The sequence below is a fragment of the Pleionea sediminis genome, from assembly GCF_007570825.1.
GTDB classification, from domain to species: Bacteria; Pseudomonadota; Gammaproteobacteria; order Enterobacterales; family Kangiellaceae; genus Pleionea; species Pleionea sediminis.
Genome location: NZ_SUNB01000001.1, coordinates 2,052,263 through 2,078,178 on the forward strand (window position 1 = coordinate 2,052,263; position 25,916 = coordinate 2,078,178).

20 protein-coding genes are annotated in these 25,916 nt (G+C 37.4%); 16 read left to right on the plus strand and 4 right to left on the minus strand.

Translation table 11 applies throughout. The annotated features are described in order from the left end of the window. Positions 1-61: 61 nt before the first annotated feature. The 4 genes from FAX86_RS08400 to FAX86_RS08415 all read right to left on the minus strand — a co-directional run bounded on the left by FAX86_RS08400 (position 62) and on the right by FAX86_RS08415 (position 8,014). On the minus strand, positions 62-1,729 hold the full coding sequence (locus FAX86_RS08400) for a DM9 repeat-containing protein (RefSeq protein ID WP_144392881.1): 1,668 nt from the start codon (positions 1,727-1,729) through the stop codon (positions 62-64). Between the two features lie 48 nt (positions 1,730-1,777). Then, entirely contained in the window at positions 1,778-2,362 is a 585-nt protein-coding gene (locus FAX86_RS08405) for a hypothetical protein (protein ID WP_144392882.1), read from the minus strand. Between the two features lie 462 nt (positions 2,363-2,824). Further along, complete coding sequence (locus FAX86_RS08410) at positions 2,825-6,952, minus strand: hybrid sensor histidine kinase/response regulator transcription factor (RefSeq protein WP_144392883.1); 4,128 nt, start codon at positions 6,950-6,952, stop codon at positions 2,825-2,827. 66 nt (positions 6,953-7,018) lie between these two features. Further along, the gene (locus FAX86_RS08415; protein ID WP_144392884.1) at positions 7,019-8,014 is read right to left on the minus strand and encodes a hypothetical protein; all 996 of its coding nucleotides are present in this window, start codon (positions 8,012-8,014) and stop codon (positions 7,019-7,021) included. 592 nt (positions 8,015-8,606) lie between these two features. Between FAX86_RS08415 and FAX86_RS08420 the strand changes: the two genes are divergently transcribed. From FAX86_RS08420 to FAX86_RS08495, 16 genes are all read left to right on the plus strand, one after another. Continuing rightward, on the plus strand, positions 8,607-9,167 hold the full coding sequence (locus FAX86_RS08420; protein WP_144392885.1) for an outer membrane beta-barrel protein: 561 nt from the start codon (positions 8,607-8,609) through the stop codon (positions 9,165-9,167). A 464-nt stretch (positions 9,168-9,631) separates the two neighbouring features. Further along, the gene (locus FAX86_RS22605; RefSeq protein WP_246128523.1) at positions 9,632-10,459 is read left to right on the plus strand and encodes a hypothetical protein; all 828 of its coding nucleotides are present in this window, start codon (positions 9,632-9,634) and stop codon (positions 10,457-10,459) included. Positions 10,460-11,342: 883 nt separating this feature from the next. Next, positions 11,343-13,268 carry an NAD(P)/FAD-dependent oxidoreductase gene (locus FAX86_RS08430; protein WP_144392886.1) on the plus strand — a complete coding sequence of 642 codons (1,926 nt, stop codon included), beginning with the start codon at positions 11,343-11,345 and terminating at the stop codon, positions 13,266-13,268. A gap of 29 nt (positions 13,269-13,297) precedes the next feature. Further along, positions 13,298-15,172: an acyl-CoA dehydrogenase gene (locus FAX86_RS08435; protein ID WP_144392887.1), complete on the plus strand. Its 1,875-nt coding sequence runs from the start codon at positions 13,298-13,300 to the stop codon at positions 15,170-15,172. Between the two features lie 24 nt (positions 15,173-15,196). Next, entirely contained in the window at positions 15,197-16,675 is a 1,479-nt protein-coding gene (locus tag FAX86_RS08440; RefSeq protein ID WP_164503512.1) for a class I adenylate-forming enzyme family protein, read from the plus strand. Between the two features lie 3 nt (positions 16,676-16,678). Further along, complete coding sequence (locus FAX86_RS08445) at positions 16,679-17,842, plus strand: type III PLP-dependent enzyme domain-containing protein (protein ID WP_246128524.1); 1,164 nt, start codon at positions 16,679-16,681, stop codon at positions 17,840-17,842. Positions 17,843-17,845: 3 nt separating this feature from the next. Further along, positions 17,846-18,895, plus strand: a complete 1,050-nt coding sequence (locus FAX86_RS08450; RefSeq protein WP_144392889.1) for a hypothetical protein — start codon at positions 17,846-17,848, stop codon at positions 18,893-18,895. Then, positions 18,892-19,740: a hypothetical protein gene (locus tag FAX86_RS08455; protein ID WP_144392890.1), complete on the plus strand. Its 849-nt coding sequence runs from the start codon at positions 18,892-18,894 to the stop codon at positions 19,738-19,740. Before FAX86_RS08450 ends, FAX86_RS08455 begins: the two co-directional genes overlap by 4 nt. Continuing rightward, positions 19,737-20,237, plus strand: a complete 501-nt coding sequence (locus tag FAX86_RS08460) for a hypothetical protein (RefSeq protein WP_144392891.1) — start codon at positions 19,737-19,739, stop codon at positions 20,235-20,237. Before FAX86_RS08455 ends, FAX86_RS08460 begins: the two co-directional genes overlap by 4 nt. 3 nt (positions 20,238-20,240) lie before the next feature. Next, positions 20,241-21,269 (plus strand): hypothetical protein, encoded by a 1,029-nt coding sequence (locus tag FAX86_RS08465; RefSeq protein WP_144392892.1) that lies wholly within the window; start codon positions 20,241-20,243, stop codon positions 21,267-21,269. After that, positions 21,266-22,168: an alpha/beta hydrolase gene (locus tag FAX86_RS08470; RefSeq protein WP_144392893.1), complete on the plus strand. Its 903-nt coding sequence runs from the start codon at positions 21,266-21,268 to the stop codon at positions 22,166-22,168. The genes FAX86_RS08465 and FAX86_RS08470 overlap by 4 nt, the downstream gene beginning before the upstream one ends. Beyond that, the gene (locus FAX86_RS08475) at positions 22,168-23,463 is read left to right on the plus strand and encodes a hypothetical protein (RefSeq protein ID WP_144392894.1); all 1,296 of its coding nucleotides are present in this window, start codon (positions 22,168-22,170) and stop codon (positions 23,461-23,463) included. Before FAX86_RS08470 ends, FAX86_RS08475 begins: the two co-directional genes overlap by 1 nt. Before the next feature lie 43 nt (positions 23,464-23,506). Further along, positions 23,507-23,758, plus strand: coding sequence for a phosphopantetheine-binding protein (locus FAX86_RS08480; RefSeq protein WP_144392895.1), 252 nt, complete (start codon positions 23,507-23,509; stop codon positions 23,756-23,758). Positions 23,759-23,770: 12 nt separating this feature from the next. Next, complete coding sequence (locus FAX86_RS08485) at positions 23,771-24,499, plus strand: tetratricopeptide repeat protein (protein ID WP_144392896.1); 729 nt, start codon at positions 23,771-23,773, stop codon at positions 24,497-24,499. A gap of 5 nt (positions 24,500-24,504) precedes the next feature. Beyond that, a complete protein-coding gene (locus FAX86_RS08490; RefSeq protein WP_164503513.1) occupies positions 24,505-25,242 on the plus strand; it encodes an ABC transporter ATP-binding protein in 738 nt (245 codons plus the stop codon). After that, positions 25,239-25,916, plus strand: coding sequence for a hypothetical protein (locus tag FAX86_RS08495; RefSeq protein ID WP_144392898.1), 678 nt, complete (start codon positions 25,239-25,241; stop codon positions 25,914-25,916). The genes FAX86_RS08490 and FAX86_RS08495 overlap by 4 nt, the downstream gene beginning before the upstream one ends.

Genomic DNA, 25,916 nt, shown 5'->3' on the forward strand with positions numbered 1-25,916 from the left:
CTATTGTAAAAATAAAGTCGGAAAGACTTGGGTTTATCGCTTTCCGACTAAAATTAGCTCTCTAGTTAGAGCTGGTATTTAAGCTTACGCAGTGACCACCATGCTGATTAGCGGCATTTGCTCCAAGATAAATTTCGTTGGTATTACAATTTTTACTGAGGGTGTATCGAGTTTCGAACTTGTAACCGCCACTAACGTTGGCACAGGTACCCCAGTGTTTGCTAACTGCATTGGGACCAATATACACAGCATCACCAAAGCAATTTTTGTATTGCACGATTTCTGATGTTACAGAACAATCTCCAATCGACTCTAAACAGAAGCCTCCATGCTTGTTTGCTGCATATGGTCCAACATAGCTTCCACCATTTTGACAGTTTCTGGTTAAACTATAGGTTGCTTTTATCGTGCAAAAACCTTGAGTAAGGGTTGGTCCGTTTGTCTCTGAACCAGCACCATTTCCTTTGGTTAAAATTTGAAAATCTTTAAAATGAAGATCTTCTCGTCCGCTAATTCCTACATAGCATGTCGCTGTAGATACTAAGTATTTACCAACATTGTTACTGCCATTAACCTTACAAAAATACTGTTCCTCGTCATAATGAATAACTTCTGCTTTAACCGCGTTTTTCGGAAGAACACTGTTATATTGTTCCCATTTGTAGGTTCCATCATTATGGAGTACTTCATACTGGTGGCCTATTCGAACATCTTCTCTTCCAAGATGAGGGATATAGCACTTATTCCATTCTACGATTAGTTTTCCTGGTGTACCTGTGTCTTTATCTCGACAAACAGCAACTGTAAGAGAACCTCCGGGAACTTTTCCTGCATAGACGTAATCTGATTTTATGCTTGATGACTTCCACGAACCTTTGGGACGTTCAATTACCGAATCTTTACTTAAGATACGCTGCAGCGAATCAAAAATTAGGACACTGATATATTTTGAACGAGGGTCTACTAATTTTTGATGGGTAGACTCTCTTACAGGATAGCCGGACCAGTCTCCAATGTAAGTTAATTGACTTTGCCAGCTGGAACCAGCAAGACTTCTGTCTAGATTCCCGCTTGAGCGATAGTTATATGGAATAGCTTTTCCGAGCGAAGGTTCCGGCGACATAAAGTTGTCAAAGTGGATTACATTTTCTGTCGGCGTTCTTGATGCTCTACGACCACCAGATTTAACTGGATCAATGAGTCCGAGGTATAAAACGGTCCAAGGATTATCGTTGGCGCGTTTCATGTTGCCTGTTTTGCAGTCAGCATCAACGCCGCCAAGACAACGGGCAAGAAGTAAAGCTGTATCGCCGCCGTAACTGTGACCCATCAAAACAACTAAGCGGTTGTTCTCGCTGTTGTGTACAAGTTCATCTTCAATTTCACGTCGGGCTTCACCATCAGTATCACTAAGATTTGTATCTTGTGGTCCTCCTGATAGAGTATTCCAGCTACCTAAACGTACATAGAACTGATCGAGGATGTCATCAACCTCTTGACGGTTAACATGACGGTATTTTATAAGTTCGTTTTTGTAGGTTGAGCTGAACTGATATTGTCTGTTGTCTCTTCCTGTAAACATTACTGGATATTGAGTGCTGCCATACCCTGTTAAGAAATACATTGGAATCTTTTCTTCATAATTTCTAGGTAAGTCTGAGCTTGCCGAAATAGAAAGATGGATCGAGAGTAAACTAAGTAATATCAATTTTATAAAAAGTGACTTCATAGTAATTCCTTGAATTAAAATATGAGCTAGAAACGCTTCTATGCGTTTCTATTCATCCCAATTATTTGACTCGCACAATGGAGCAATTTCGACGTTAGTTTTAGGTAGACTAAACATTTCAAATACTTTTGCTTCATAATAAAACCCTTCTACTTCGAGGCCATGCACTCTAAGATTAAGCTCTGATTCTTCTTTCCATATGTCCATTATTTCCTTAACAGGTAATTGGTTTTCCTCAAAGCTCGAGGCATCTAAATGAATCTCTCCTTCGTACTCAAAATCGTCCAGCGTATCTAGATAGTCTTCGTAGTCGTAAGATGTCGTCCAAGCAAAAGTAGTTTCATATTCATGTTGTAACTCTGTTTCTCTTATTCTAAAACAAGATTGAGCGTCGCTTTTAACCGCGAAAGACATTTTTCCTTCTTCAATCATTACAAAATATTTGCCAGGATTTCGATCGAGGGCTCCCATATCCCAAACACCCGTTATGCTTTCCCATGCCGTTTCGGGAGTAATTTCAGGGTCTTGATTATCATTATCGTTGAGGTTGCTTGATCCAGAGTTACTCCCTCCTGAGCATGCCGTTAAAATACTTAATGACATTAAAGTAATTAAAAACTTTTTCTTAAACATACAAATTCTCCTTGAGAAATTTTATAAAATGGAAATACTTAATATGGCGAGCATCATACCTATCCCCTTGCGAATTCATACTTTGGCGCATTGCACTTACGCGACATTTCATTGTACCAATGCGACACAGGTTAAAATTCATATAAAACAATAAGATAGAAGGGTTTTTGGTGGTTTTGACGTGCTGGTTTTGCTTGTTTTTAATGAGTAAAAAGGCGATTTGCTAATAGGCTTTATCACATAGAATAAAGTGACGTTATTAAAGAAGAATATGGGTGAGTAATTTCATTCATTGTATTGTAAAAATCATATTTTTATACAACTTTTAATGTTGCTTGCCTTACCTGGGAACAGAGTAATTAGGCGAAGTGATAAATGCGACAGAAATTATTTTGATTCGATTTTTTGGGTTACTTGAAAGATTTGCTAGTTTGGAGTGTATCTGTTTAATGATTTAATCGACTACTGATCGATACTTTGGCCCGGCGTCACACCAAAGTAAGCTTTAAAGCAACGAGAAAAATACGATACTGACGAAAAGCCATGGTCAAAGGCGACCGCTTTAATCGGTAAACCTTCCGATAATGCAGTTTTCGCTCTTCTTAATCTAAAGTTACGAATGAAGTCTGACGGACTTTGACCAATTAATCCTTTGAGCTTTCTTTGAAGCTGACGATCACTAAGTCCTATTTCCCTAGATAGTCTTTGCGAGGAGAACTGATTATCCTGATAGAATTTTTCAATAATGGCTTCGCACTCGTCAATAAATCGTTTATCGACAGTACTGAATTCCTCTTCTACGTTTTGGGACGACTCTGGTGAATCTGGGCTAGCTATTTCAGAGGTGCTTGCAGCGTATCGCGTTTGAATTAATCGTCTTATTGACAGAAGGTTACCAACCCTAAGCTTTAATTCATGCTCATCGAATGGTTTTGTAAGATACTCGTCAGCATTTATTTTCCAACCTTTAAGGCGAGATTCTGTATCCCCTCGTGCAGTGAGCAAGATTATAGGTATATGGCTAGTAAGAATATTTGACTTGAGAGTTTCGGTTACTTGGTAACCATCGAACGATGGCATCATAATGTCCGAAATTATTAAATCGGGAATATGCTCTTCCGCCATTTCTATACCTGCTTTACCATCCTCTGATGTCAAGACATTGTACTCTTCTTGCAAAATTTCTTTTAAATACGATCTTATAGATGGATTGTCGTCGATAACTAGTACGGTGAGTTTGTTTGATTCAATACTTTCATCATATTCTGTATTTTCTAGGTTATCTTTTTCAGCGGTAATTTGAGAACTCAAGTTCTCAAGCTCAACATCGAACAATTCATCAATAGAGTCGTCGATAGAATTGCTATACTCATTTTTCTTGCTAGACTCTTCTGGCAGTGATTTGGGTAAAGTTACGTAAAAACAAGAGCCTTCATTTAGTTGACTATCAAGACGGATTGTTCCTTTGTGATGTTCAACTAACTCTTTAACTAGAGATAGTCCTATTCCTGCACCAGTTACTTTTTCTGAACGTTCGTCAAATACTCTCGTGTAGCGATTAAATATCTTATCATGCATGTCAGGGGCGATACCTATGCCGTTATCCTTTACTGAAAACTCAAACTGCTCTTCGCCGATAGATCTTAGCGATACATCGATAACACCATTTTTTTGTGTATATTTAAGAGAATTGGAAATTAAATTTAATACTATTTTTTGAATAGCATCAGGCATACTTGAAAAGTAAATTTCGTCCTCGCTGGATAGGTTGATAGTAATACCTTTTTCTGCAGCAAGATCTCGGAAGTTGGTTACGTACTCCGAAACTAATTTTGAAACATTGATCGATTTCTTAATGACTTCTTTTTTAAATCGAAACTTTTCCATAAAAATCAGCTGATCAACCATTCTCAGTAGGCGATAAGCATTGTTTTTGATTGTCATCATTCGACGACGCTTACTTTCTTCTTGCTCGTTTTCGAGTAGCTTTTTTAATGGTCCTAGAACTAGAGTGAGAGGTGTCCGAAACTCATGAGAAACATTGGCGAACTCTTCATTTTTGAATGCGAGTAATCGCTCAACATTCTTCTTTTCTTTAGTTAGTTCCTCGGTTCTCTTTTTAACAGCGATTTCGAGGCTTCGTGCTTTCTTTCTTAATGCTTTCGAGCGATATAAATAAATTAAATAGGGTGTTATTAACAGAGCTAATAAATATGAGACTTTTGCCCACCATGTCAACCAAAATGGTGGCTTAACTAGAATGTTAAGCTCAGTTGTGGGGCCATTAAATTGGCCAAATCGGTCCGAGGCCTCGATCAATAACCGAAAGTTTCCGTGGGGTAAATTTGTGAAAGTAGCAACTCTATTACTAGAGTCTGTATTGATCCAACGTTCAGAATAGCCACTGAGCTTATATCGATATTTTATGATGTCTGAGAAATAATAGTCGGTAGAAATAAATTCAAAACCAATAAAGTCAAAAGTGTAATCGAGCTCAATTTTATTCGTGCTGCCGATGGCTTTTCCATTTGATATTTTTAAATTCTTTGCAATTTCATACTCCTGATTCTCGATTAAAAACTTTGATATCAAAGGTTTCTTATTTTTGTTGTCTTGTCTTATGTTTTCTATATCAATTTTATTAAAGCCTTCAGTTCCTGAAAAATACAAGGAGTTATCATTCTCTGAGAAGTAGCCTGCAGTGGTAAATTCATTTGCCTGCAGGCCTAGCTCCGCTGTATAAGCTATGATCCTATTGCTATTAGGGGTTAGTCTAAAAATACCTTTGTTTGTCGTAGCCCATATATCACCGAATGAATCTTCTTTTATATTGTAAATTGTATTATCTGGTAGACCATTACTTTTATTCCAACTAGTTACTTCATTGTCTTTGCTTATACGCCATAAACCATCATTTAATGTACCTATCCACATATCTCCATTTTTACTTACGTTTAACGAATAAACTTCAGTCGTTAATGCTTTAATTGTATCGGGCAACTCTGAGCGGGTAAAAGTATTATTTTGAATATCAAATAGGTCAATACCGTTTTTGGTGCCAAACCATAATTGATTTTTACTATCTATCTCTAAAGTAAAAATTTGATTGCTGTGTAAGTCACTATCGTTTTCTCGGAAGTTTGTAAATGAATTCTTATCAGTATTGTATTTAGAAAGGCCATAAAGAGTACCAATCCAAATATTTTTATCTCCACCTTCTTTGATTGCAAAGACATCCTGATGAACCAGACTGTTCGGGTTACTAGTTTCTTGTTGAAAGTTAGTTATTTTATTTGACTCTATATTTAGGCGGCTAAGGCCGCGACCTGATTGTCCGATCCACAAATCAGTTTCTGTTGACTCCAATGCAATTACGTAGTTGCTTGTTATAGAGTTTTCACTGTTCGTTTTCTCAATCAGTTCACAAGAATTATTGCCATAGTTTATCTTATGAATACCCTTTTCCCACACAGCAAGCCAAAGAGAGTTATGTTGTCCTTCTATAGCGTAAATTGTATTGCCACTTAAACATTCATTGTCTTGATATTGAGATTGATAAAGACCGAATTCTTTTGTATCTAAAGAGACATAATCTAGGCCGGATGCATCTGTTCCGACCCACAAAGTATTATTATCGAAAAACAACTGATTAATAAGGTTTGATGATAATGACGATGAGTCACTGGGTATGTTTTGATAGAAATAGACTTTATCATTTAAATAGTTGTAATTAATGAGTCCATTAAAGCTGGCGATCCATAGTGTATCATTATCTGATTTAATGACGTCTCGAAGCCGATTCTCTTTCTTTAATTCGCTGTTATTAAAGCTTATTTTTTTAACTTTATTACTAGGTTTATTAAATATAAATAAACCATCTTCAGTAGCTAACGCAAGTTCGTCATTATTGAGAGAGGTAATTGATCGAATCGTCAAGTTCTTCGTTTCTGAAATAAGTTGGAAGTTATTATCGTTACTTTGCTTTTTCCACAACCCATAATGAGTACCGATATAAACATCTTCACTCTTATCCAAATAAATTTTGTACGGATGATTAACATGGTTTTTATCTGGAATGCTACTATTTAGACTGAAACGTATGATCGAATTATCGTTAACTTGAAGTACTTCTCCGTCATCAGTCGATAAGTAGAGCATTCCGTTATTTATAATTAGGTCAGTAGTGCCAGAATATGCATTATCTAAAAGTGCATCGTAAGGTGATTCTGTAAAGACATCTTTTTCGATATCATAGAAATATACTCCTGAAGAAGTAAGGGCATAGAGATCTTGGTCCTCCGTTGTGTAGAGCTTTATTGATTTTCCTTGCTGCGATAGATAAGTTTTAACGCTGTAACCATCAAAGCGATTGAGTCCTGAATTCGTTGCAATCCAGATGAGCCCTAGCTTATCTTTTTCTATATCATTGATCGAGATTTGTGATAACTGATCTTTTAAGTGCTTGAACTTTAACGTTGGAGTTAGTATTGAATGACTTAAAGGTGAGTGCAAAGCAAAGGCAAAGAAAGCTGCAACCTTGATTAAGGTTAATAAGCAATTAAGTAAATCAAACTTAAAGCGAGGTAGCATGCAGAGGGGTAACTTGAACTAATATGTTAAAAATACTAGTTCAAGTTATTGATTTTCACAAACTAATTAGAATCCCGGTAACTGTATTGGAGGCGGCATAATCGGAGGCAAAAGAGGGTTTCTCTCTTGATTTTGCAGCCTACAACTGGGGTTATTCACCGGACATCCTGCTGGTGGTGGTGGCTTCGTTGCAGGGTTACTACCTACAATAATTGTCGAGCGATAAAAGATATTTCCAGTAGGCTCTCCATTAATAACTTCTCGACATACTTCTCGTTGTGTTGAGTTAAAGCAAGTCATGTACGCTGGGTTAAAATCATAAGTTAATACGTTGCCAGATGCGTCATAGACTGGGTGGTCGTTATGCCATAAGTGACTATAAGTATTTACTGGTAGGTCTGCGTAAACAACTTTCCATTCAGCAAAAAATTCATGGGACTGTTTAATCAATAAAGCAGTATATCCATCACCTGTTCTTACTTCGACAGCCATTGGAGAGTTAGCAAACTTAAAAGGATTAAAAGAGCTGTTTCGCACAAATTGGTTAAGTTGAATCTGTATGTCTTGCGTAAAATCTGGATTGGCGGCCCAATTTTGTGAGGTAGAAAAGCCACTTAATACATTGTCAACTGTGCCAATGGGAGCTTGGCTTCCATAAAACCGATAATATTGATGGTTCACGAACTCTCTTTTATCGTTAAGATATTGCACATACAAAGAAGTAATTGCATAGGGCGTGTTGGTAACTTGGCCAGAAACATTGTAGGTAGAGTTGGCCACATTAGCTGTTTTCGTAATTAGTACAGTTTTGTAATTACCAAACATTTGGTCGCTGCTTAAATTGGCAACTACGTAGGTTTCTTGAACTTGCGGAGCATCAATTAAATAGTTGTAATTACTTTCCGCTTTTGAAATTGCATGCTGTATAAATTGATCGTCGTATTCACAGTCATTGCATCCTGTAAAAATGTAGTTAGAAGATCCTGAAGAGTATAGGACATCTGCGTTGACCGTACTCGATAGTAACAAAAGAGCAAAACTAAGCTTTAACAACTTGTCCATGATAGCTAATACCTGCTAGATAATTTCAGAGCGAGATAATACATGAGATAGGGGCTTAAATCTCGTAAATAATACCCAGTTACAACGATGCAGGTGTCACACTTTTAACTTCTTGGTCGGAATTAAAATCTTTATTAAACAAATAGTTAGGATTTTCTTCGCATTTTGTGAGTAATTTAAATCTGGGAATTGTTAATATTTGGCTTAGATACTTTTCCTGTTAACAACTCATTCAACAGTGAGTGAACGCAGAGTTTGAGGTTAGGGTTCTATAGGTCGTTTTAGATGAATACTTAATCAATTCGATGTATTAAACAAACTGCTATGAAGCGGAAATAACATTCAGGGATGTCGCATGCGAGAGGATTGAATTTTAAGGCCAATTAATGAAGCTTCAACCTAGACAGAACGATCCAGAGAGTCAAAAAGGGAAGGCAATTTATTGATATTACTAGCAAAGTTTTTGTATGTCGCACAGGTTAAACATGATGTCGGAAAATTGAAAAGTAACAATCTTTCAATAGTCTGAGGCTATCTCCATAATGCGCGCTGTCTTTTAGGAGCTCGATTACTTTATTTTAAGGAGATTGTTATGAAACGTTTGTTAGCCCCTTTATGTTTACTGATTGCCGGTAGTTTACAGGCGGAGTCTGGATTTTTTGTGTCTTTAAATGGCGGCTATACAGAAGTCCAAGACAGCGCGGCGAATACTGATTCTGCAACTGGATTTGAATTCGGATATAAAATGAATGAAAACTTTACTGTGAAGTTTGGCGTTAAAGATTTCGGTGAATACGACGATTCTGCCCGCATAAATGATTCAACAAGGATTTCCACTGAATCTACGTTGACTTCAAGAAACGTTAGTTTTGTCTACAGCTTGCCTTTGGATGATTCATTTACTTTCAATGCTGAAGTTGGTTATTTAGATTGGAAATTCGATTCAGAAACCACATTGAGTGAATATGACGATTGGAGAAACCGATGGGAGCACACCTCGACAACATCCAATGCATCGGATAGTGATTTCGCATGGGGACTTGGCCTTGCTTACAATATGAGTATTATTGAGTTAGGATTTAATTTTAACAGTTACAAATTTGATAAAACCGACGTCAAAGAAACTGAGTTGACGGTTACTTATTACTTTTAGTGACATAATCACTGTTACTAACTTAATGTTAGTTAATCCGTACTTCTTTTGAAGCGACCTCTGGGTCGCTTTTTTGTTTCCGGTCTTTATTATTCTTTTTCATTGTAGCTTCGTTTAAATTCATTTTATTAATCCATGTGGCTTAAATCTATCTGTATTATTGAGTCGTTAAATAATACCTGATCATACTCAAAAGCCGGACTATTGAGCTTGTCATGTAAACTGAGGGCCAGCTTTAAGGGAGGTGATTTCATGGGATTAGAATACGTGAAAATTACCTAATTTTCTCTAGTGAGTTAAATAATCTTAAGATAGTTACTTAAAAAACAATAGGTTAAAGATTTTATTTGAAAAGTATAAATTAAGGATGGAATCTTAATGTTGGTAATTTTCACTGAGGTTTTATCGTTTTTTCTTGTATATTTCGCGCTGAGATTATTTTGGTTCCACAGGAAGTTAATTAAATGTTAGTCCGTTCTATATTATTTACGTTTTTATTTTCGCTATTATTAACAGGGTGTCCTAGCAGCGGCTCTGGAAATACAACAGAATCAGGCACCGATATTACCGATCCGGTTGATGATGATTCAGGAAACGATGATTCAGGAAACGATGATTCAGGAAACGATGATTCAGGAAACGATGATTCAGGAAATGATGATTCAGGAAATGATGATTCAGGAAATGATGATTCAGGAAATGATGATTCAGGAAATGATGATTCAGGAAATGATGATTCAGGAAATGATGATTCAGGAAATGATGATTCAGGAAATGATGATTCAGGAAATGATGATTCAGGAAATGATGATCCTTGGGCAGAAATTGTTGGCTTTTGGAAAAATCCTCAAGATGGTAATTCGATCGGAAATTTCCGTCAAATCGAAGAAGGCACATACACGTTATACGTATATGATGATGAGAATGAATGTTATAACACGCGTGTGAGTGATTTTACTTATGTTTCAGAAGGCACTTTCGCTCTATGGTATGAGTATGATGCCCAGTCTTATTTAAACGTTCTTTATTGGGCTGAATATGACGGAGCGCCAGATCTATCCTCTTCAGATTTTCCTTTAGAAGGAAGGACTGTTTTTGATTACTGGGTAGAGGATGGGATGCTTTATTCTCATTGGTTGTCATTTGAAATTGGAGAATACGAATATCCAGCTGTAAATCAGCCTGTATATTCTCGAGAGAGACTTGAAATGACACAAGAGCATCTTGAGTCTTTACTTTGTAGCGAAAAATTAGAGTCTAGATTCAGCCCAATTGACTTAATTGCTAAGTAGCCTTCAAAATAAATAGAGACTGAATAAACTATTCGTCATTATTATAAAGGTGGGCATATTTTGATGCCCACTATCTATTTGTCTTCCTCTTTAAAACCTCATATAAGCTCTATTTGTCGAGCATTATCGTATTTACTTTCGTAGGAATCTTTCAGTAGAAAAATATACACTTGTTCTCTGATTTGTAGAGTAAAGCTTGTTTAAAATCTCAATTAGTGGTTAGAGAAATCTGGAATTTGATGAGATATATTGAAATAAAATGATGAACTATTCGATCAAAATAGACATTGCTTCTATATTGCAAAGGTAGATGATTTGAGTGAAAAGTGTGCTTTTACTCGGCCTTTTATGTGAAATATAATTAATATCCTCCGAATAAAACCATCAATGAGATAATAAAAAAACTTATCCTTATAAAAGGTCATTGTCGCAACTTGTATCTTTTTATTTCGATACTAGATACTTCATTTTGAAACTATATATACAGCTTTTATTTGTCAGATGTTGCAATTTTCTTTGTGCTTCTTGTATAGAGATAATGAGTTATAAATGTTATCTGCATAGGTAAAAAAATCTAATCAATTTTGACACAGTTAGTTGGTAGTTAAGTTACGTAATAATCTTTTCTAACTATCGGTTTAAGCAAGTTGCATACACAACTTGCCCATCATTTTTTACTCTTGACCCTTGGTAATTACTTGTCGTTTACTAGAACCATCAACGGAGAGGTCGGATAAGTATCAGCAATAGATACGTCCGGTAGTTAAAGTTGCTTTACACAAAAGCATTAAGTTAGTTGTAGATTAATGGATTAATCATAGAGTAGTAACTTAAACGGGCAGTGTTTTAGCTTCTGCGCAAATTATTTTGTCGTGGGGTAAATATGCAAGTTGCTTGTTGTATAGACGACAATTATCAAGTCGTTATTGTCGGCGGTGGTTGGGCGGGACTGACGTTAGCTCGTCAACTTAGACGCACAGACAGTGAATTAAAAATATTAGTTCTTGAAGCTAATACGGAATTTTCAGCCAAGGTTGGAGAAGCAACGGTTGAATTGACAGGTCATTACTTTGTAAAGCGTTTGGGCCTGGTCAATTACATGTATCGCAATCACCTACCTAAAAATGGACTTCGCTTTTTTTACGACACACCCGATCATAATTTGCCATTGACTCAAATGAGTGAGCATGGAACGACGGCTATACCTCCTCACCCTGCATTTCAAATTGACCGAGCTATTTTAGAACGTGATCTCGTTAAGATGAATCTTGATGACGGTATTCAAGTTGTCATGGGCGCAAAGGTCACCAATGTTGACTTGAAAAATGGAGATCACAAAATTGAATTTACGCTTGGAAGTGAAAAATATTCGGTTCATTCACGTTGGGTGATCGATGCTAGTGGACGCCGCCGTTTAATTACGGGAAAAGCAAATTGGCACAACTCTAATGATATTCCCAAGCATGCTTCCGCCTGGGGGCGTTTTGACGGTGTTTTAGATATTGATTCGATGGGTGATGAAAGTTGGCGGAGTAAAGCATTTGGCCGCTTTTTATCGACCATTCATTTTTCTGGTGATGGATATTGGATTTGGGTCATTCCATTAAGTGGAGGCTCGACAAGTATTGGTGTTGTTGCTGATCGTGAACGAGTCAAATCTGTACCGCGCAAAGCCCAAGATTTTATCCAATTCCTAAATCAACATCGTGGCTTGTCACAACTTTTGAATGGTGCCTCACTCGTTGACTTTGAAAGTTGGCCACAGTTAGCTTATCGAGCGAATCAATTTATTAGCGAAGAGCGTTGGGGTGCCACTGGTTTTGCAGCATTTTTTCTAGATCCTTTATTCAGCGGTGGGGGCGATGTTATTGCGGTATTGAATGATTTATTGCATGACATAATTATCGATGACATACATTCTGATAAAGACATTGGCCAGCCACTACCATCTGATCCTGTTGAAACATCGAATAAAGTTGCGCATGGTATTTATCAATTACTGTATGCACATATTTGTAATACATATCCTATATTAGATTGTGCAGAACTATGCTCTCCAGTTATAGCCTACAACACAGCTGCATACTTTATTGAGCCGGCTTGGGATTATATGGCAGGTAACTACAGAGATTTGACCTATTGGAAAAATAAAGACCATCTAAGAAAAGGTTATCTTGCAATTGAGAAAATATTACAAAAGCAACTATTAGAAACCGTAAAGATTCTCAAAAAAGAAGATCGCTATTTTCGTGAAAACGATACTGGTTTTTTCGACTCGGGAGCCGACCTTTATAAATATTTCGTTTTTTCTATGGGCGAAAAAAATCGAGATGGCTGGCGAATTGACTTAAGAACTAAACTTTGGAGTTACACATTTTTATATGTTACGGGTGTAAAGTTAAATCTTAAGGACTTTAGTTATCGACGAATCGTTCAGGAAAATCTTACCTTTATTGATATTTTAAATAAGCCTTGTTATTCGTTAGACGATCTACCAGAACTTTTAATTAAATTGTCGCAGTCATTAGCTGACAAGCTAATGGAAAAATTTGACTACTCAATCGCAGTTGAAATAACAACAGAATCATTCGCTACAGATGATATTGCCGTTCAAGTACTTGATAAAAACATAGAGCAAGACGAGTTAAATAAAATTCAAAAGTTTGCCAACCGACTGTGGGTAGATAAATCTGAATATATCGAGATGCCATTTGTTGTCCCAATATTTTTAAAATTCTGCAGAGGTCTGGATGAAGACTATATGATGCAGGCTGTAAAGTTAGTTGAGGAAGAGTTGGAAACCGCTTAAATAATATAATAAGAAAAGGCTGTCGGATTATGATCAATCGAAATGTATTCAAAGTCGATGTAAGAGATACTCAATTTCTACTCTGGGAACAGTTTAAGGTACAAGATACTTTATTACGTCACGAATTCTTTCAACAGTTTACTCGCGAAGATATCGATGGATTGTTAGAGCACGCAAAATCATTTTCAACGCAATATTTAGGCACGTCATATCAACAAGGTGATCGGCAGGGTTGTATTCTCAATAAAGATGGAACGGTAAAGTTACCGGAGGCTTTTGTTGAAACATGGAATGAGTTTAAAGACGCAGGTTGGAATCCCTTAGGATCGCCTCTGGAGTATGGAGGTTTAGGTGCTCCCTATGTTGTAGGTCAGGCGGTAAATGAAATTTTAATGGGCGCTAATCCCTCATTTATGATTTATTCAGGATTTTGTAATCCAGCGCTATATCTTATTGATAAATACGGCAGTGATGAACTTAAAGAGACTTATTGCTCTAAGCTAGCCAATGCAGAATATTCGGCGTGTTTATGTATGACAGAGTCGGAAGCTGGCAGTGATATTGGGCGGCTACGCACGAAAGCCATTAAACAAGATGATGGGCGCTATCGAATTCAGGGCGAAAAGATTTTTATTTCCAGCGGTATGCATGATCTAACATCAAACATCGTTTATATCGTTCTTGCTCGTGTAGAGGGAGCGCCTGCAGGAACATCCGGATTGAGCTGCTTTATAGTTCCTCGCAAGAATAATGATGGCTCCGATAACGGAGTTCGCTGTCTACGGCTCGAAGAAAAAATGGGGCTCCATGGCTGTGCAACGGCGCATTTGCAATTTGGTGAAGAAATAGAATGTTATGGTCAATTATTGGGTTCCAGGGAGAACATAGGTCTTTATCAGCTAATGTCTATGATGAACCTTGCTCGTATAGCCACTGGCGTATACGCACTTGGTATGGCATCAAGCGCTTATCTTAATGCTGCTGAATATGCGACGTCTCGATTACAAGGTACCGATATACGACAATCATTTAATGCAAAAGCGCCACGCGTACCGATTATTAATCATATTGATGTGCGGCGAATGCTTCTGGAGATGAAGTCAAAAGTTGAAGGATGTCGAGCGTTAATCATTAAGCTTTCTTATCATCATAGTATGGCTTCAACCTTAGAAGCAGATAACGCCGATTGTAAAGATAAAAATGCCGAATGGCGTCAATACCATTATGAACATTCAGGAATGGTAAATTTGCTAACTCCCATAGTAAAAGCATATACGTCCGATCAAGCGTGGCGTGTTGCCGAGTTAGCAATACAAGTTTACGGTGGACATGGTTACATTTCAGATCATCCGGTTGAACAATACGCTCGCGATATTAAAGTATTATCTATTTGGGAAGGGACCAACTTTGTTCAGTCTGCCGATTTGGTTAGAGACAAGCTAGCAATGGGACGTGACTCAAAGCTTCTCAAATTATACAGCAAACATATTAACGAGTTTGTCTCGCAGCAAAAAGATAAAGAATACTTACAAACCGAACTTCAGTCTTTAATTAACGCACATTCTGTATTGTGTGAAGTTCATGAGTTGTTTGGATTGTGGATAAAGCAACAAAAAATGGAGATGATTTTCGGAGTTTCAACTCGCTTTTTGCATATGATGGCCCAAGTAACTTTGTCCTGGTTATTGCTTGAATCAGCTTATATTGCTCATGAAAATCTTCAAAATAAAGAGTTATCTGAAGAGATGAAAGAGTTTTATCACGCCAAGATTACTTCCGCGTCCTACTTTATTAAGAATCATCTTGCGGAAATCTACTCAATTGCTGAGATTATAAAAAGTGAAGACAATAGCGCACTTATAGCATCTGAAAAAACATTTTTGCCAGAAGAGCTATTAGCATAAGAATTAAACATGGAGTTGGCTAAGATGAGAATATTTTCGTTATCAGAACTCTACTCGAAAGTAGTTGATGATCAATACAAAGGTCAAATAATTCCCGATGATAATTCAAGGGAGTTATCCAAACAGGGGTTGATTGAGGCTTCCCGTGATATTGATGAATATGAAAAAGGATTTAATTATGGCGAGAAAGTGGTATTACTCGTTGATAACTCTATTGATTCAGTTTCAATGATTTTGGCTTGCTGGAACGCCGGACTTGTGGTTGTTCCTGTAAAGTCTGATATGGCTATGGACTCAGTGCAAGTAATTGCTGACGATAGTAATGCAAAAGCAATCTGGAAAGAGGGAAACTGGATTAGTAATGGTGGCTTCAAACCTGAGTTGTCACAGTTTGAATTACGACAACCTCATCGTGTTACTGGTTCCGATCTAGCTTTGATTATTTATACTTCTGGTAGTACCGGGATTCCTAAAGGCATTATGTTGACTCACAATAATGTCATTACTTCATTAAATTCAATCAGTCATTATTTGCGGCTTGATACTGAAGAAGTCATTTTAGGATTGTCTCCGTTATCGTTTGACTATGGACTTTATCAACTGTTGTTTGCACTAGCTAATGACTGTTCATTAGTGTTGTATCAAGGTCAGTTTAATCCTATGAAAGTTATTGCGAATATCGAGAAGCACTCCATCACATTAATACCCATTGTACCAGCAATGGCTACAGCAGTTTCCAAGGTCGCAAGAATTGCTAAGGGTAAATTAGCTACTTTGAGAAAGCTTACCAACACAGGTGGACACTTATCAGAGTCGACGATACGTGAGTGGAAAAAGCACTGCCCCGAGTTACAAATCTTTTCTATGTATGGATTGACCGAATGTAAACGAGCTTTATATCTTGAGCCCGAATTATGGAACGCAAAAATGGGTTCTGTCGGTAAACCGATCCCCGGACTGGATGCGAGAGTGTTTATTGAGTCTGGTGAAGGTAATTATGTCGAAGCAGACCCTTACCAAGTGGGAGAATTATTCGTACGTGGTAGTGGCGTTATGCAGTCATACCGGAAAAGTCATTCAGGTGGTGGTGCAAGAATTATTAGCGGCGATTATCGTGACGATAACTGGTTGGCAACAGGAGACTTATTTTGCTACGACGAAGACGGATTTTTTTATTTTAAAGGGCGCACTAAAGAATTAATTAAACAAGCTGGATTTTGTATATATCCCGTTGAAGTTGAGAGCGCAGTCGAGCAACACGCTAATGTTAGTCTCTGCGCCATCATTGGCTCAACCGATAGGTATGGCGATGAAACTGCGTTAATGTTTATTCAATTGTGTGACAACAGTGAAGAAGCTCAAACAGCGATCAAGCATTGGCTGAAAGAAACCATCGATAACGATTATTTACCGCGAGAAGTTCGGTTTGTCGAAGAAATGGCACTAACAGTTAACAGCAAAATTGATAAGAACCAATTAAAAAAACTGGTAATGGAAGAATAGCTTATGACTCACTCTCTAGATAATATTAAGTTAATGTGGCGCGAAGAGCCTAGGAATTTTCAAACACCTTGTTATTTGTACAGTGTGTCAGGGGTGGAAAAGAATTTTTTAACGTTAAAAAATCTATTAGGAACAAACCTCGTTTATTCTTTAAAAGCTAATCATTGTGTCGATTTATTGGTTCGTTGCGGTCACTTGTTTACCGACGGAATTGAAGTCGCTTCTGTAGGCGAGTTGAATCTTATTGCTGGTGGTGATGGTGTTAAGTTTATTAATAATCCCTCCATGGATAAACAAACTATGCGCGCAGCTATAGGTTCAAAGGCAACAATAATTATTGATAATGAACAGCAGCTCGATATGCTGGGAGAGTTTATTGGTAAACGACCTCTTAACCCTGTCTTATTCAGGCTCAATAGTTGTGTACTTAAGACATTTATGCCGGAACACGAATCAGTACGTAGTGATCACTTTGGCATGGACTGGGAAACTGCCAAGCGCTGTCTCAAATGGGCCAATGATAATAATATTGAAGTTCAAGGATTTCATCTTTTTAAAGGTTCTAACACTTTTGTGAAAACTGCCATGTCCTCTGTAACTGCAGTTTTAAAAATCATTTATGAATTTGAGAAATCGCTGGGTTACCCCATTAAAATGATAAATTTGGGAGGCGGTTTTGATAATCAACCAGAACTTTCTGATTTTGATTTTGATGCTTATCGTAATCTCCTTCAGGAAATTCCTGAACACATCGAAATTTCTCATGAAGCGGGAAGAGCTATTATGGCCTCTGCGGGTTATTTTCTAACCCGTGTTCGCTCAGTTAAACAAATCGAAGATCAATCTTACATAATTGCCGATGGTGGGATGAAACAAAATTTCTTACTTGCGAAAACGGAAAACAGTTTTCGGCGTTATGAAGAGCCTATGATCTTGACTTCTAATGATTACGAATCCGATAACGACAAAGAGACCGGAACTGGAAAAGCTTACATTGTTGGAACGTCTTGTAATCGAGATGATGTTATTGGTGCTATTAATAATATCAGTGTAATGCCGGCAGTTGGTGATGGGTTATTGTTTAGTCATTGTGGTGCTTATAACGAAAGTTACACCTTAGGTGATTTCCTAAGTTTACCAAAAGCACAAGCATATATAGTGGAGTAGGCAATGACTAACATCAGTACACAATCCATATTCTCTTTGTACATAAGTGATTTAATAAATGATAGAGAGTCGATACCTCAATCAATGCGTTCCATTTTGGAGTGCGCTACGACTCGATTGATTGATTCAGAAATAATTATTGAGGATTCATTTGAACCAATTAGTCCTTTAAAGCCCTCCAGCGTACAACAGTCTTTACCGAAGTTTGAACAGCAATTTGTAATTGACGAATTGGTTAGTGCCATTAAAGAGGATGGCTTCGGAAAACATTTTCACAACATTATAGGATTGTTTGGCTCAATCATGCTGCAGCTTTCCGCGAACGAAAAGCAGCAGGACGCAGTAACGCAATGGGTTGATGACGGAATCTTTGGTCATTTTTTGATGACAGATATGGGCGGCGCTGCATTGGACCAATGGAAAACAGAAATCGTAAAAACCGAAAATGGGACTCAGTTAAAGGTTGCAAAAAAATGGGGTATAGAGGCTCATAATTTAGGTTTTTTGATGCTGGTCGCTAAGCAACAAGGAAAGCCTTATCCAGTAACTGTTCTTGTTGATCCTGTACGAGCATCGCAGTTAACCAGTGAAAAAATAGGTAAGAGCTTTCTTGATGGTGACCTTCAATTGGGCAATGTAAAAGGACTTATCGATATTTCAGACGAAGATCTACTACTCAAAGGAGGGTTAGGTGCCGTCAACCGTTTTTTAACTTTATGCAGACCTCGATTTGTTCTGTCTTTAATGAACTATTTAGATTATTTGAAAAATCAAAAAAGACTTGATCTGAAACAGTCACATCAAGAATGTATTGAGTACTTAAAGCACGTAGCACAGTCAATCATTGATGATACTGTATTTTCCGTACATTCTGTTGATAGTGTACTGGCACTAAAGTTTGCTAGTAACGAACTATTATTGGACTTGGTCTTACAGGGATGTTCCCCTTCAATTTTCGATCAGCGAGATTTGTTGGCGTTTACAAAAATGGAAGGGAGTTCATATCGTTGCCTGTACGAAATCTATAAAAAGCAACGAGGGCGCAGATTATGAGTCTCGAATTACGAACAGCTGTTTTTCATTCATTACCACAACAATTATTTGCAGAAAACTACAGCCTTGAAGGACTGAGTCAGGCGGTACTTAAAAAAGTTGAAGACCAAACACTCGATGTTATAGAGGATTTAGAAATTGTGGATCAAGAGCGAATAGCACGACACTTCGTTTGCTCAACCATGATAGAGATGCCGTTTACTTCTGGAGCAATTGATTGGCAATCATTAACAAAAGAGTTCGCATCATCTCACTCAGCTCTACCAAGATCTTTCGTTAATGCTTATGAATGTGCTTCCTGGGGCTACTCATTACGTTATTATTTAAATCAGTCTGACAATCCTTTAATGCTTGTCACTATAGTCGATGCGAATTTGTTGGGACTAGAGTTTTGGCAGCATAACGAGAATTGGGGCGACTCTGGTTTTGGTGTTTGTACTTTGCTGCTTGAAGCTGTGGGTGACAGTAAAGATGATGTCATTACTGGGTGCGCGACAACTTATAACTCTACTGCTGAGTTTGCAACTATTGTTCGCCGTTGGTCGGCTAAAGAGCCCGATTGTCCTTTGTCTCTACCCTTTTTTCCTGAACATATTCGAACCGTATTCGATCGAATGCTAGCAAATAGCAAACGATTACCTGATAAACATGATGATTATGGCCATTGTTTTGGGAGTGACCCTTGGTTAGCGATCATTGATGAAGGTATGAAGCAACCTGCGGAAAGAAATCATTCTGTTTTAGCATGTTCTATTGCACTAAATGGCTATTACTGCTTGGCAAAGATAAATATAAGCCCTAATACGCGTTTTCATTTTAGTCGACATGAAGGTAATTTGATATGACGTCAAGTATTCAACATTATATTGGCGATTTGGAACGAACTCCTTTTCCTAATCGACCCACTCTCGCGCAAGCTCGAATGATGCCTTTATTCAATGAGCATGACTTTACTGTTATGGCAGATTTGCCAGCAAATGAGACTCGAGTTCTCCTTAGTTTTTCAGATTATTTTGAAATGCTCGCTGGACTGGTTGATGTCGCATTAAATTCAAATTTAGATTTGGAACAGATTTTAGTTTCAGTTTCGATGCCTAGTGGAGGAAGATTACCAAAGCCTCTGTTAAATGATCGAGTTTTTATGCTTCAAGATATTACTGATGAAGAGGCGAGATTAGTTAAATCTGATAAACGGTTTTTGGTTATTGATGACCATATTTGTCGGTTTCGACTGCAAACTGGCGATAATAGCATCCATTTACGAATGCATAACATTAAAGATCCTGATGCATTTAGGCCCTTAAAAGAATATCTCTCATCTGTTGGCGTTAAGTCGCGATAATTTATGTATATTCATCGATATTGGGCAAAACAAACCAGTCATTCAAAAAGTGCTATAGATGCATTAAAGAATGACATTAATCAGCTGAATGAAATGCCAAGCGTCATTTATTTAGTGTCTGCTGGTGAATTAAATGTATTTTTTGATGAAGAGGTAAGGCAGTTTGTTTTATGGCTAGAATCGCACAATGTTCCTATCGAATTTGTTGGAGCTGCCTGTACAAGTATTCATGCCGCTCTCTTAGCATTTAGCGAATCTACGTTTGACAGTGCTTTAGTTCTGTCTCTGGAATGTAATCGAGAATTGCAGCAGGAATGTCTTAATGCAGTTGGTGTTGGTAATTTACCAGCGCAAGGCGGTTTAACAGTAAAACCTTGTGTGGGATTGATGGTTTTACAAAAGGAGTCGGATAATAGTCAGTGGGTTGTCTTGGACACGCAAATTTTGAGTCAAGCTCTAGGTATTCAGTCCGCTCAAGCAATGTTGCGCAACTTACGTCATAAAATTAGTGATGCTGAGTTAACGGGTAATGTCGTGTCGTTTTCCATATGCTCAAGCTGGTCTGACTCATTACTTGATGGATTGGAAAGTGAAAGTTGGCTTCCTAGTTATGAAATAGACCATCACCATTATCTGAGTTTAAAGCCCATATTTGAATTACAACGATTGCCAGAATATGAAACAAGTGACCGAACCTTGCTATTAATGACTTTAGGCGGTGGAGGCCGAGTTGGCCTACTACTTCTTGGTAATGCAACTAGCTGTAAAACAAAAACACAATTTGGTTCGATTAACCGAAGAACATTTGATCTTCAAAGTGAACTTGAAACTATCGTTGAGTTTAAATCAACGACACGATTGGTTGTCGATCGTCTGAGCAACTATATGAAATATCCATCTAAAGATTTTCGAGATATTTCGAACTTGTACTTTCACTGGCAAAAAAATTACTCATGGGTAAATATTTTCAAACTTTTTGAATCCTCAAATACCAAGAAATTAAACAAAATGATTATGGAGCTCTCCGAATGAGTATTGAGTATTTCCATTCAGATGATACAAAACTTGCCTACCGTTGGTTTCCTGTAGATAACGCAAAAGGCACGGTGATTTGTTATCACGGGAGCAGTTTAACAAGTGTTCGATATACAACATTAGCCAGGTTGATCAATCGTAGTGGATATAATGTGTGTCTACCTGACTGGAGAGGCCACGGTGAATCGGGTGGTGCGCCAGGTGATATTGAATATGTCGGCCAACTTGAGCAAGATGTGGGAAATCTTATTGAGCATTTATCAACTCAATCAAAAGTTCCTATTATACTAGGTGGTCACTCGGGTGGTTCACTCATTGCCCTACGTTATTTAAATCAATTCGGTTGCGATAAAATCACTGCATATTTCTCGTTATCGCCAACTATGATGGAATTCTCAGAGACCAGCCGGTATGACAAATCAAAAGGTGACTTTGTTTACCGAATTAAATATGCTCGTCGCCGTCCCTATTTTCGACAAATGCCTAAACAAGCTGGGAGGTATTTACCTAAGCTAAGTCGCTGGAAGTTTCTAATTGCTTTGTTTATACCCTTTTTCAGAAAATTAAAAGTATTGAACTTCCCAGCGGTTGTTCAAGCTTCTCCTAATGAAGCTATGTCGTATAGTTTCAGGTTACTTCAAGGGTATAGTGTTCGCAATTATCCAGAACTACTGAGTTCTATTAATGTTCCCAGTTTTTTCTGTGTTGGTGATAATGACGATGTGATTTCGAGTCAGGCATTAGAGATGCTTTATTCTTGGTACGTCAAACCAAATACATTCAGCCACTTTGAAATTCTACCGAGACTCAATCATATGAGCGTTATTTCAGGAGCAGGTAAGACATTAGGTGACTGGTTGAAAGGTATATCTTCAACAGAAAGGAGGGCTGCGTAATGGAAGTGTTGGAACCTTTAGTCAAGAATACCGAAGGGTCATCGAAATCAAAAGCCTGGCCGAAAAATATTGAGTTCGAATTAACTTTGCCTCATTCAAAAGACTCTCAATGTATTTTTTGGGGCGTGATTAATAATAGAGAAGATCTACTTTATTTAGCGCAGCAAAAAGACTCGTGTAGCGATAGAGAGCTAATGATAAGTCTATTATTGAATAATGATGTATCGATTGTTGATAAGATTAAGGGCGATTTTTCCTTCATATTTTTTGATTCTGATAAATCAAATTTAGCTTTTTTTCGAAGTGAGAGTTCTTCATTTCCTATTTATTACAGTGATAGCTCGTCGAAACTGAAAGTATCTGATCGACTCAATGTTTGGATAAATCAACGAGGCGCAGAATGCAACATATTTCGAGTTTTAGAAAAAACGTTCTTCGGTATCAACACTGATAGGGCAACATTGATCAATAATGTAGATCAGCTATCACCAGGTGAAATGATTTGCTTTTCAACAAATAAGTTATTGAAGAAAGTTAGTGAACATTCTTTTATTAGTGAAAAAAATTGGTTTAAAAAATATCCGTCTATTACCTGTCGTATCGACTGGAAACCTGAGGTTGGTAGTTCTTCAATAGAAAATAGCTTTTTTAATTACATACCAAAACTAGCAAGAAGCCTCGGTTTACCAACCAGCTACTTTATTGCCAATAAACTCTATATAGCAATAAAAAATCATACGAACCAAATCAGTTTTAATATTAATGAAGTAGTGGATGAAGTCCATGTTTTAGATTATGACGATAAGCTTTCTTTGATTAATCCAATTCTTAAAAAGAAGATCACTAAGAGAGAACTTGAAGGATATTTATCAGATAAAAAACAACGTCTGATTAATGAGTTTGATCAATATGGCGCAAGGTACAAGTCGTTTAATGAGTGGTTTACCTGTCGTTACTATCTACCCAATTTCTTGAGCGACATAAGGGAGATGAGTGCTGATTATTCAAATACTGTGGTTCATGAGCAAATCGATTGTAGCCAAAATGAATTAGACGAAAAGCCAGTGTTTAATATTGAAGATAAACCACCGTTCAATGTGTTTGAAGCGATGCAGCGTTTGTTTTGGCATGGTGTCCCTGGGGGAGTGAATGATTGGTTTAATTTGGCGCCTATGCTATCTGCCGGTGTAATTAAAAAACGAAAATTAGATCCCGTATTTTGTGAAAGTTTTGCAGTATCACTATTGTCAGTTGATTATTTAATACGGATGAATCAGTGGGTTTTAGTGAAATAAAAAGTTGTCGTTAAACATTAATAATAATGAAAGAGGAAGTGTTATGTCTGAGATCGTAGAGTCAAACTTAGGTGATTTACAAATTCAAGTAGCTCAAATGTTGAATAAAGACCAAGTTGATGGTGATACACCATTAATTGAGTTAGGTGTCGATTCACTAAATATTGTAGAAGTTATTTTAATATGTGAGCAACTCTACCCGGATGTAATGAATCCAGAAAATCTTGTTTTTGACGAAAATACGACTTTGAGAGAGATGGATCAGCAATTAATAGAAAACTCAGTCGTTCTATAACGGGAGAAAATTATGTTAAAAAAAATTGCTATCTTTGTTCTTATTTCATTTGTTATCGGTAATACGATTGCGTGGCTCTCTGGAGCTGCGCCTATCAAGTTTGAGCCTGTTGAAATCAGTGATACTGAAGAACAACTTAGAAAAGAATATATTCTATCGTTGAAAGAAGACGCAGCAGATAAAGAAGCATTAGTTTACCTAGGTTCTTTGTACTCAAATCATAACTTGATTGATAAAGCACATGAAGTACTTGAAAAAGCTTTTGAGCTTTACCCTTCAGATCCAATGGTGCAAGCATTTTATTATGCTAATGAGAGTAAAAGGGCTGGCGCTATGATCGATTTATCGATGGGAGTATATAAACTATTTAAATTACAAGAAGCTATTGATGGAATTAATCGAGCCGTTGAGGCGGATGAAGGTAATCTTCTGGTTAGGATAAATCGGCTTATTACCTTTGGTTATCTTGGTGATGTTAACAATGATTTTGAAACCGTTTTCGAGGACGAAAAGTGGGTCATGCCACAAGTGGAGAATCAGAAAGTTTTACCTAACGATGTTTATCAACATATGTATGTCGCATTAGCTAATGCTTATAAAATAAAATCTGAAGAGACTAAAAACGACGATGTTTTCTCAAATAAATACGAATATTACATCGATCAAATTGCCAGCAGTGGTGGTTGTCCTCAGAGTTCTGTTAAGCAATGCAAAGAAATTATTGGTCAATCGAAGGAATAAATTCGATGTTATTACGAGCTACCAACGTTAGTAAGTCATACAAACTGGGAGAAAATGAATTGCGAGCTTTGAATGAAGTGAGCATTGATATTCCTCAGCAATCTTTTATTGTCATTCACGGCAAAAGTGGCAGTGGTAAAAGTACATTATTAAACGTTTTAAGCGGGATCGAACCTGTGTCTTCAGGTAGCTTGTATTTTAACGATGAGTCCTTCTCGACTATGTCTGAGCGAAAGAGAACATTGTTAAGAAGAGACCATTTTGGAATTATATTTCAAAACTTTAATTTATTGCCGGTTTTTACTGCATTAGAGAACGTTTGCTATCCATTAAGTTTGTTAGGAGTTGGTGATGCACGTAGGCAAGGTATGGATGCTTTAGAGCGGGTTGGATTAGCTAATTTTCATAATCATCGCCCAGCTCAGCTGTCTGGTGGTCAAATGCAAAGAGTCGCAATAGCAAGAGCAATTGTAAGTAAACCAGACGTTATTTTTGCCGATGAACCTACGGCCAATCTGGATACTCAAACATCTGATACGATTGTAGAGCTTCTCGCCGAATTAAATGCTGAGAGTAAAGTGACATTTGTTATTGCGACACATCATGACGACTTCAATCCTTACGCAACTGAGCGCTATGAGATGGCTGATGGAAAGATGAAAGGAATGGTATCTAAGGAAGTCGAAGAGTTAATGTCGACCGAAAGAATAGAAAAAAATAGTGTTTTGGAAACTACCCTATGATTAAAAATATTTTTGTTTTTTTACTATTGTTGCTAAGCAATGTTTATGCGGAAGTAACTGCGCCAACAATTATTCCTGGTACTGACGAGTTACGAAAAGAGTTTGTTAATAAAATAGATCTAAGTAATGCTAGCGAGTTAGACCAGAAAACTTATGCCTTAATAAAAATGATTCAGGTATATGATATTCCTGAGTCTGAAAGAGACGCTGTTTTAAAAGAATACGGCACTATCAAGTCTCAGATTAAAATGATTAAAGATGACCCAGAGATTCAGGCAGCTTTCGGTGCATTAACATCTTACTTATCAAGTTTTTTTAACGATAACTATTCCAAGATTTTACTCTATTCGAGAAAGGGGATGCGACTGATGGATTCTGCAGTAAAACAGAATCCTGAACACATGGGTGCCCGTATGCAGCGTGGCATTGCACAGGCGAGTATGCCAAAATTTTTAAATCGTGCCGATAAAGCTGTTGAAGATTTAACTATGGTTTTAAACCATACAAAAGACATCCAGGATAAAAGCTTTATTGCCATGATTCAGTTTTATCTCGCTATGGCTTATGTCAAAAACGAAGATGAGGATAAGGCCGGTAAGATTTACCAATCCTTGTCATCCAGTGACATGAAACCTTGGTCGGAAAAGTCAAAAAGCGCACTATCGGAGCTATGA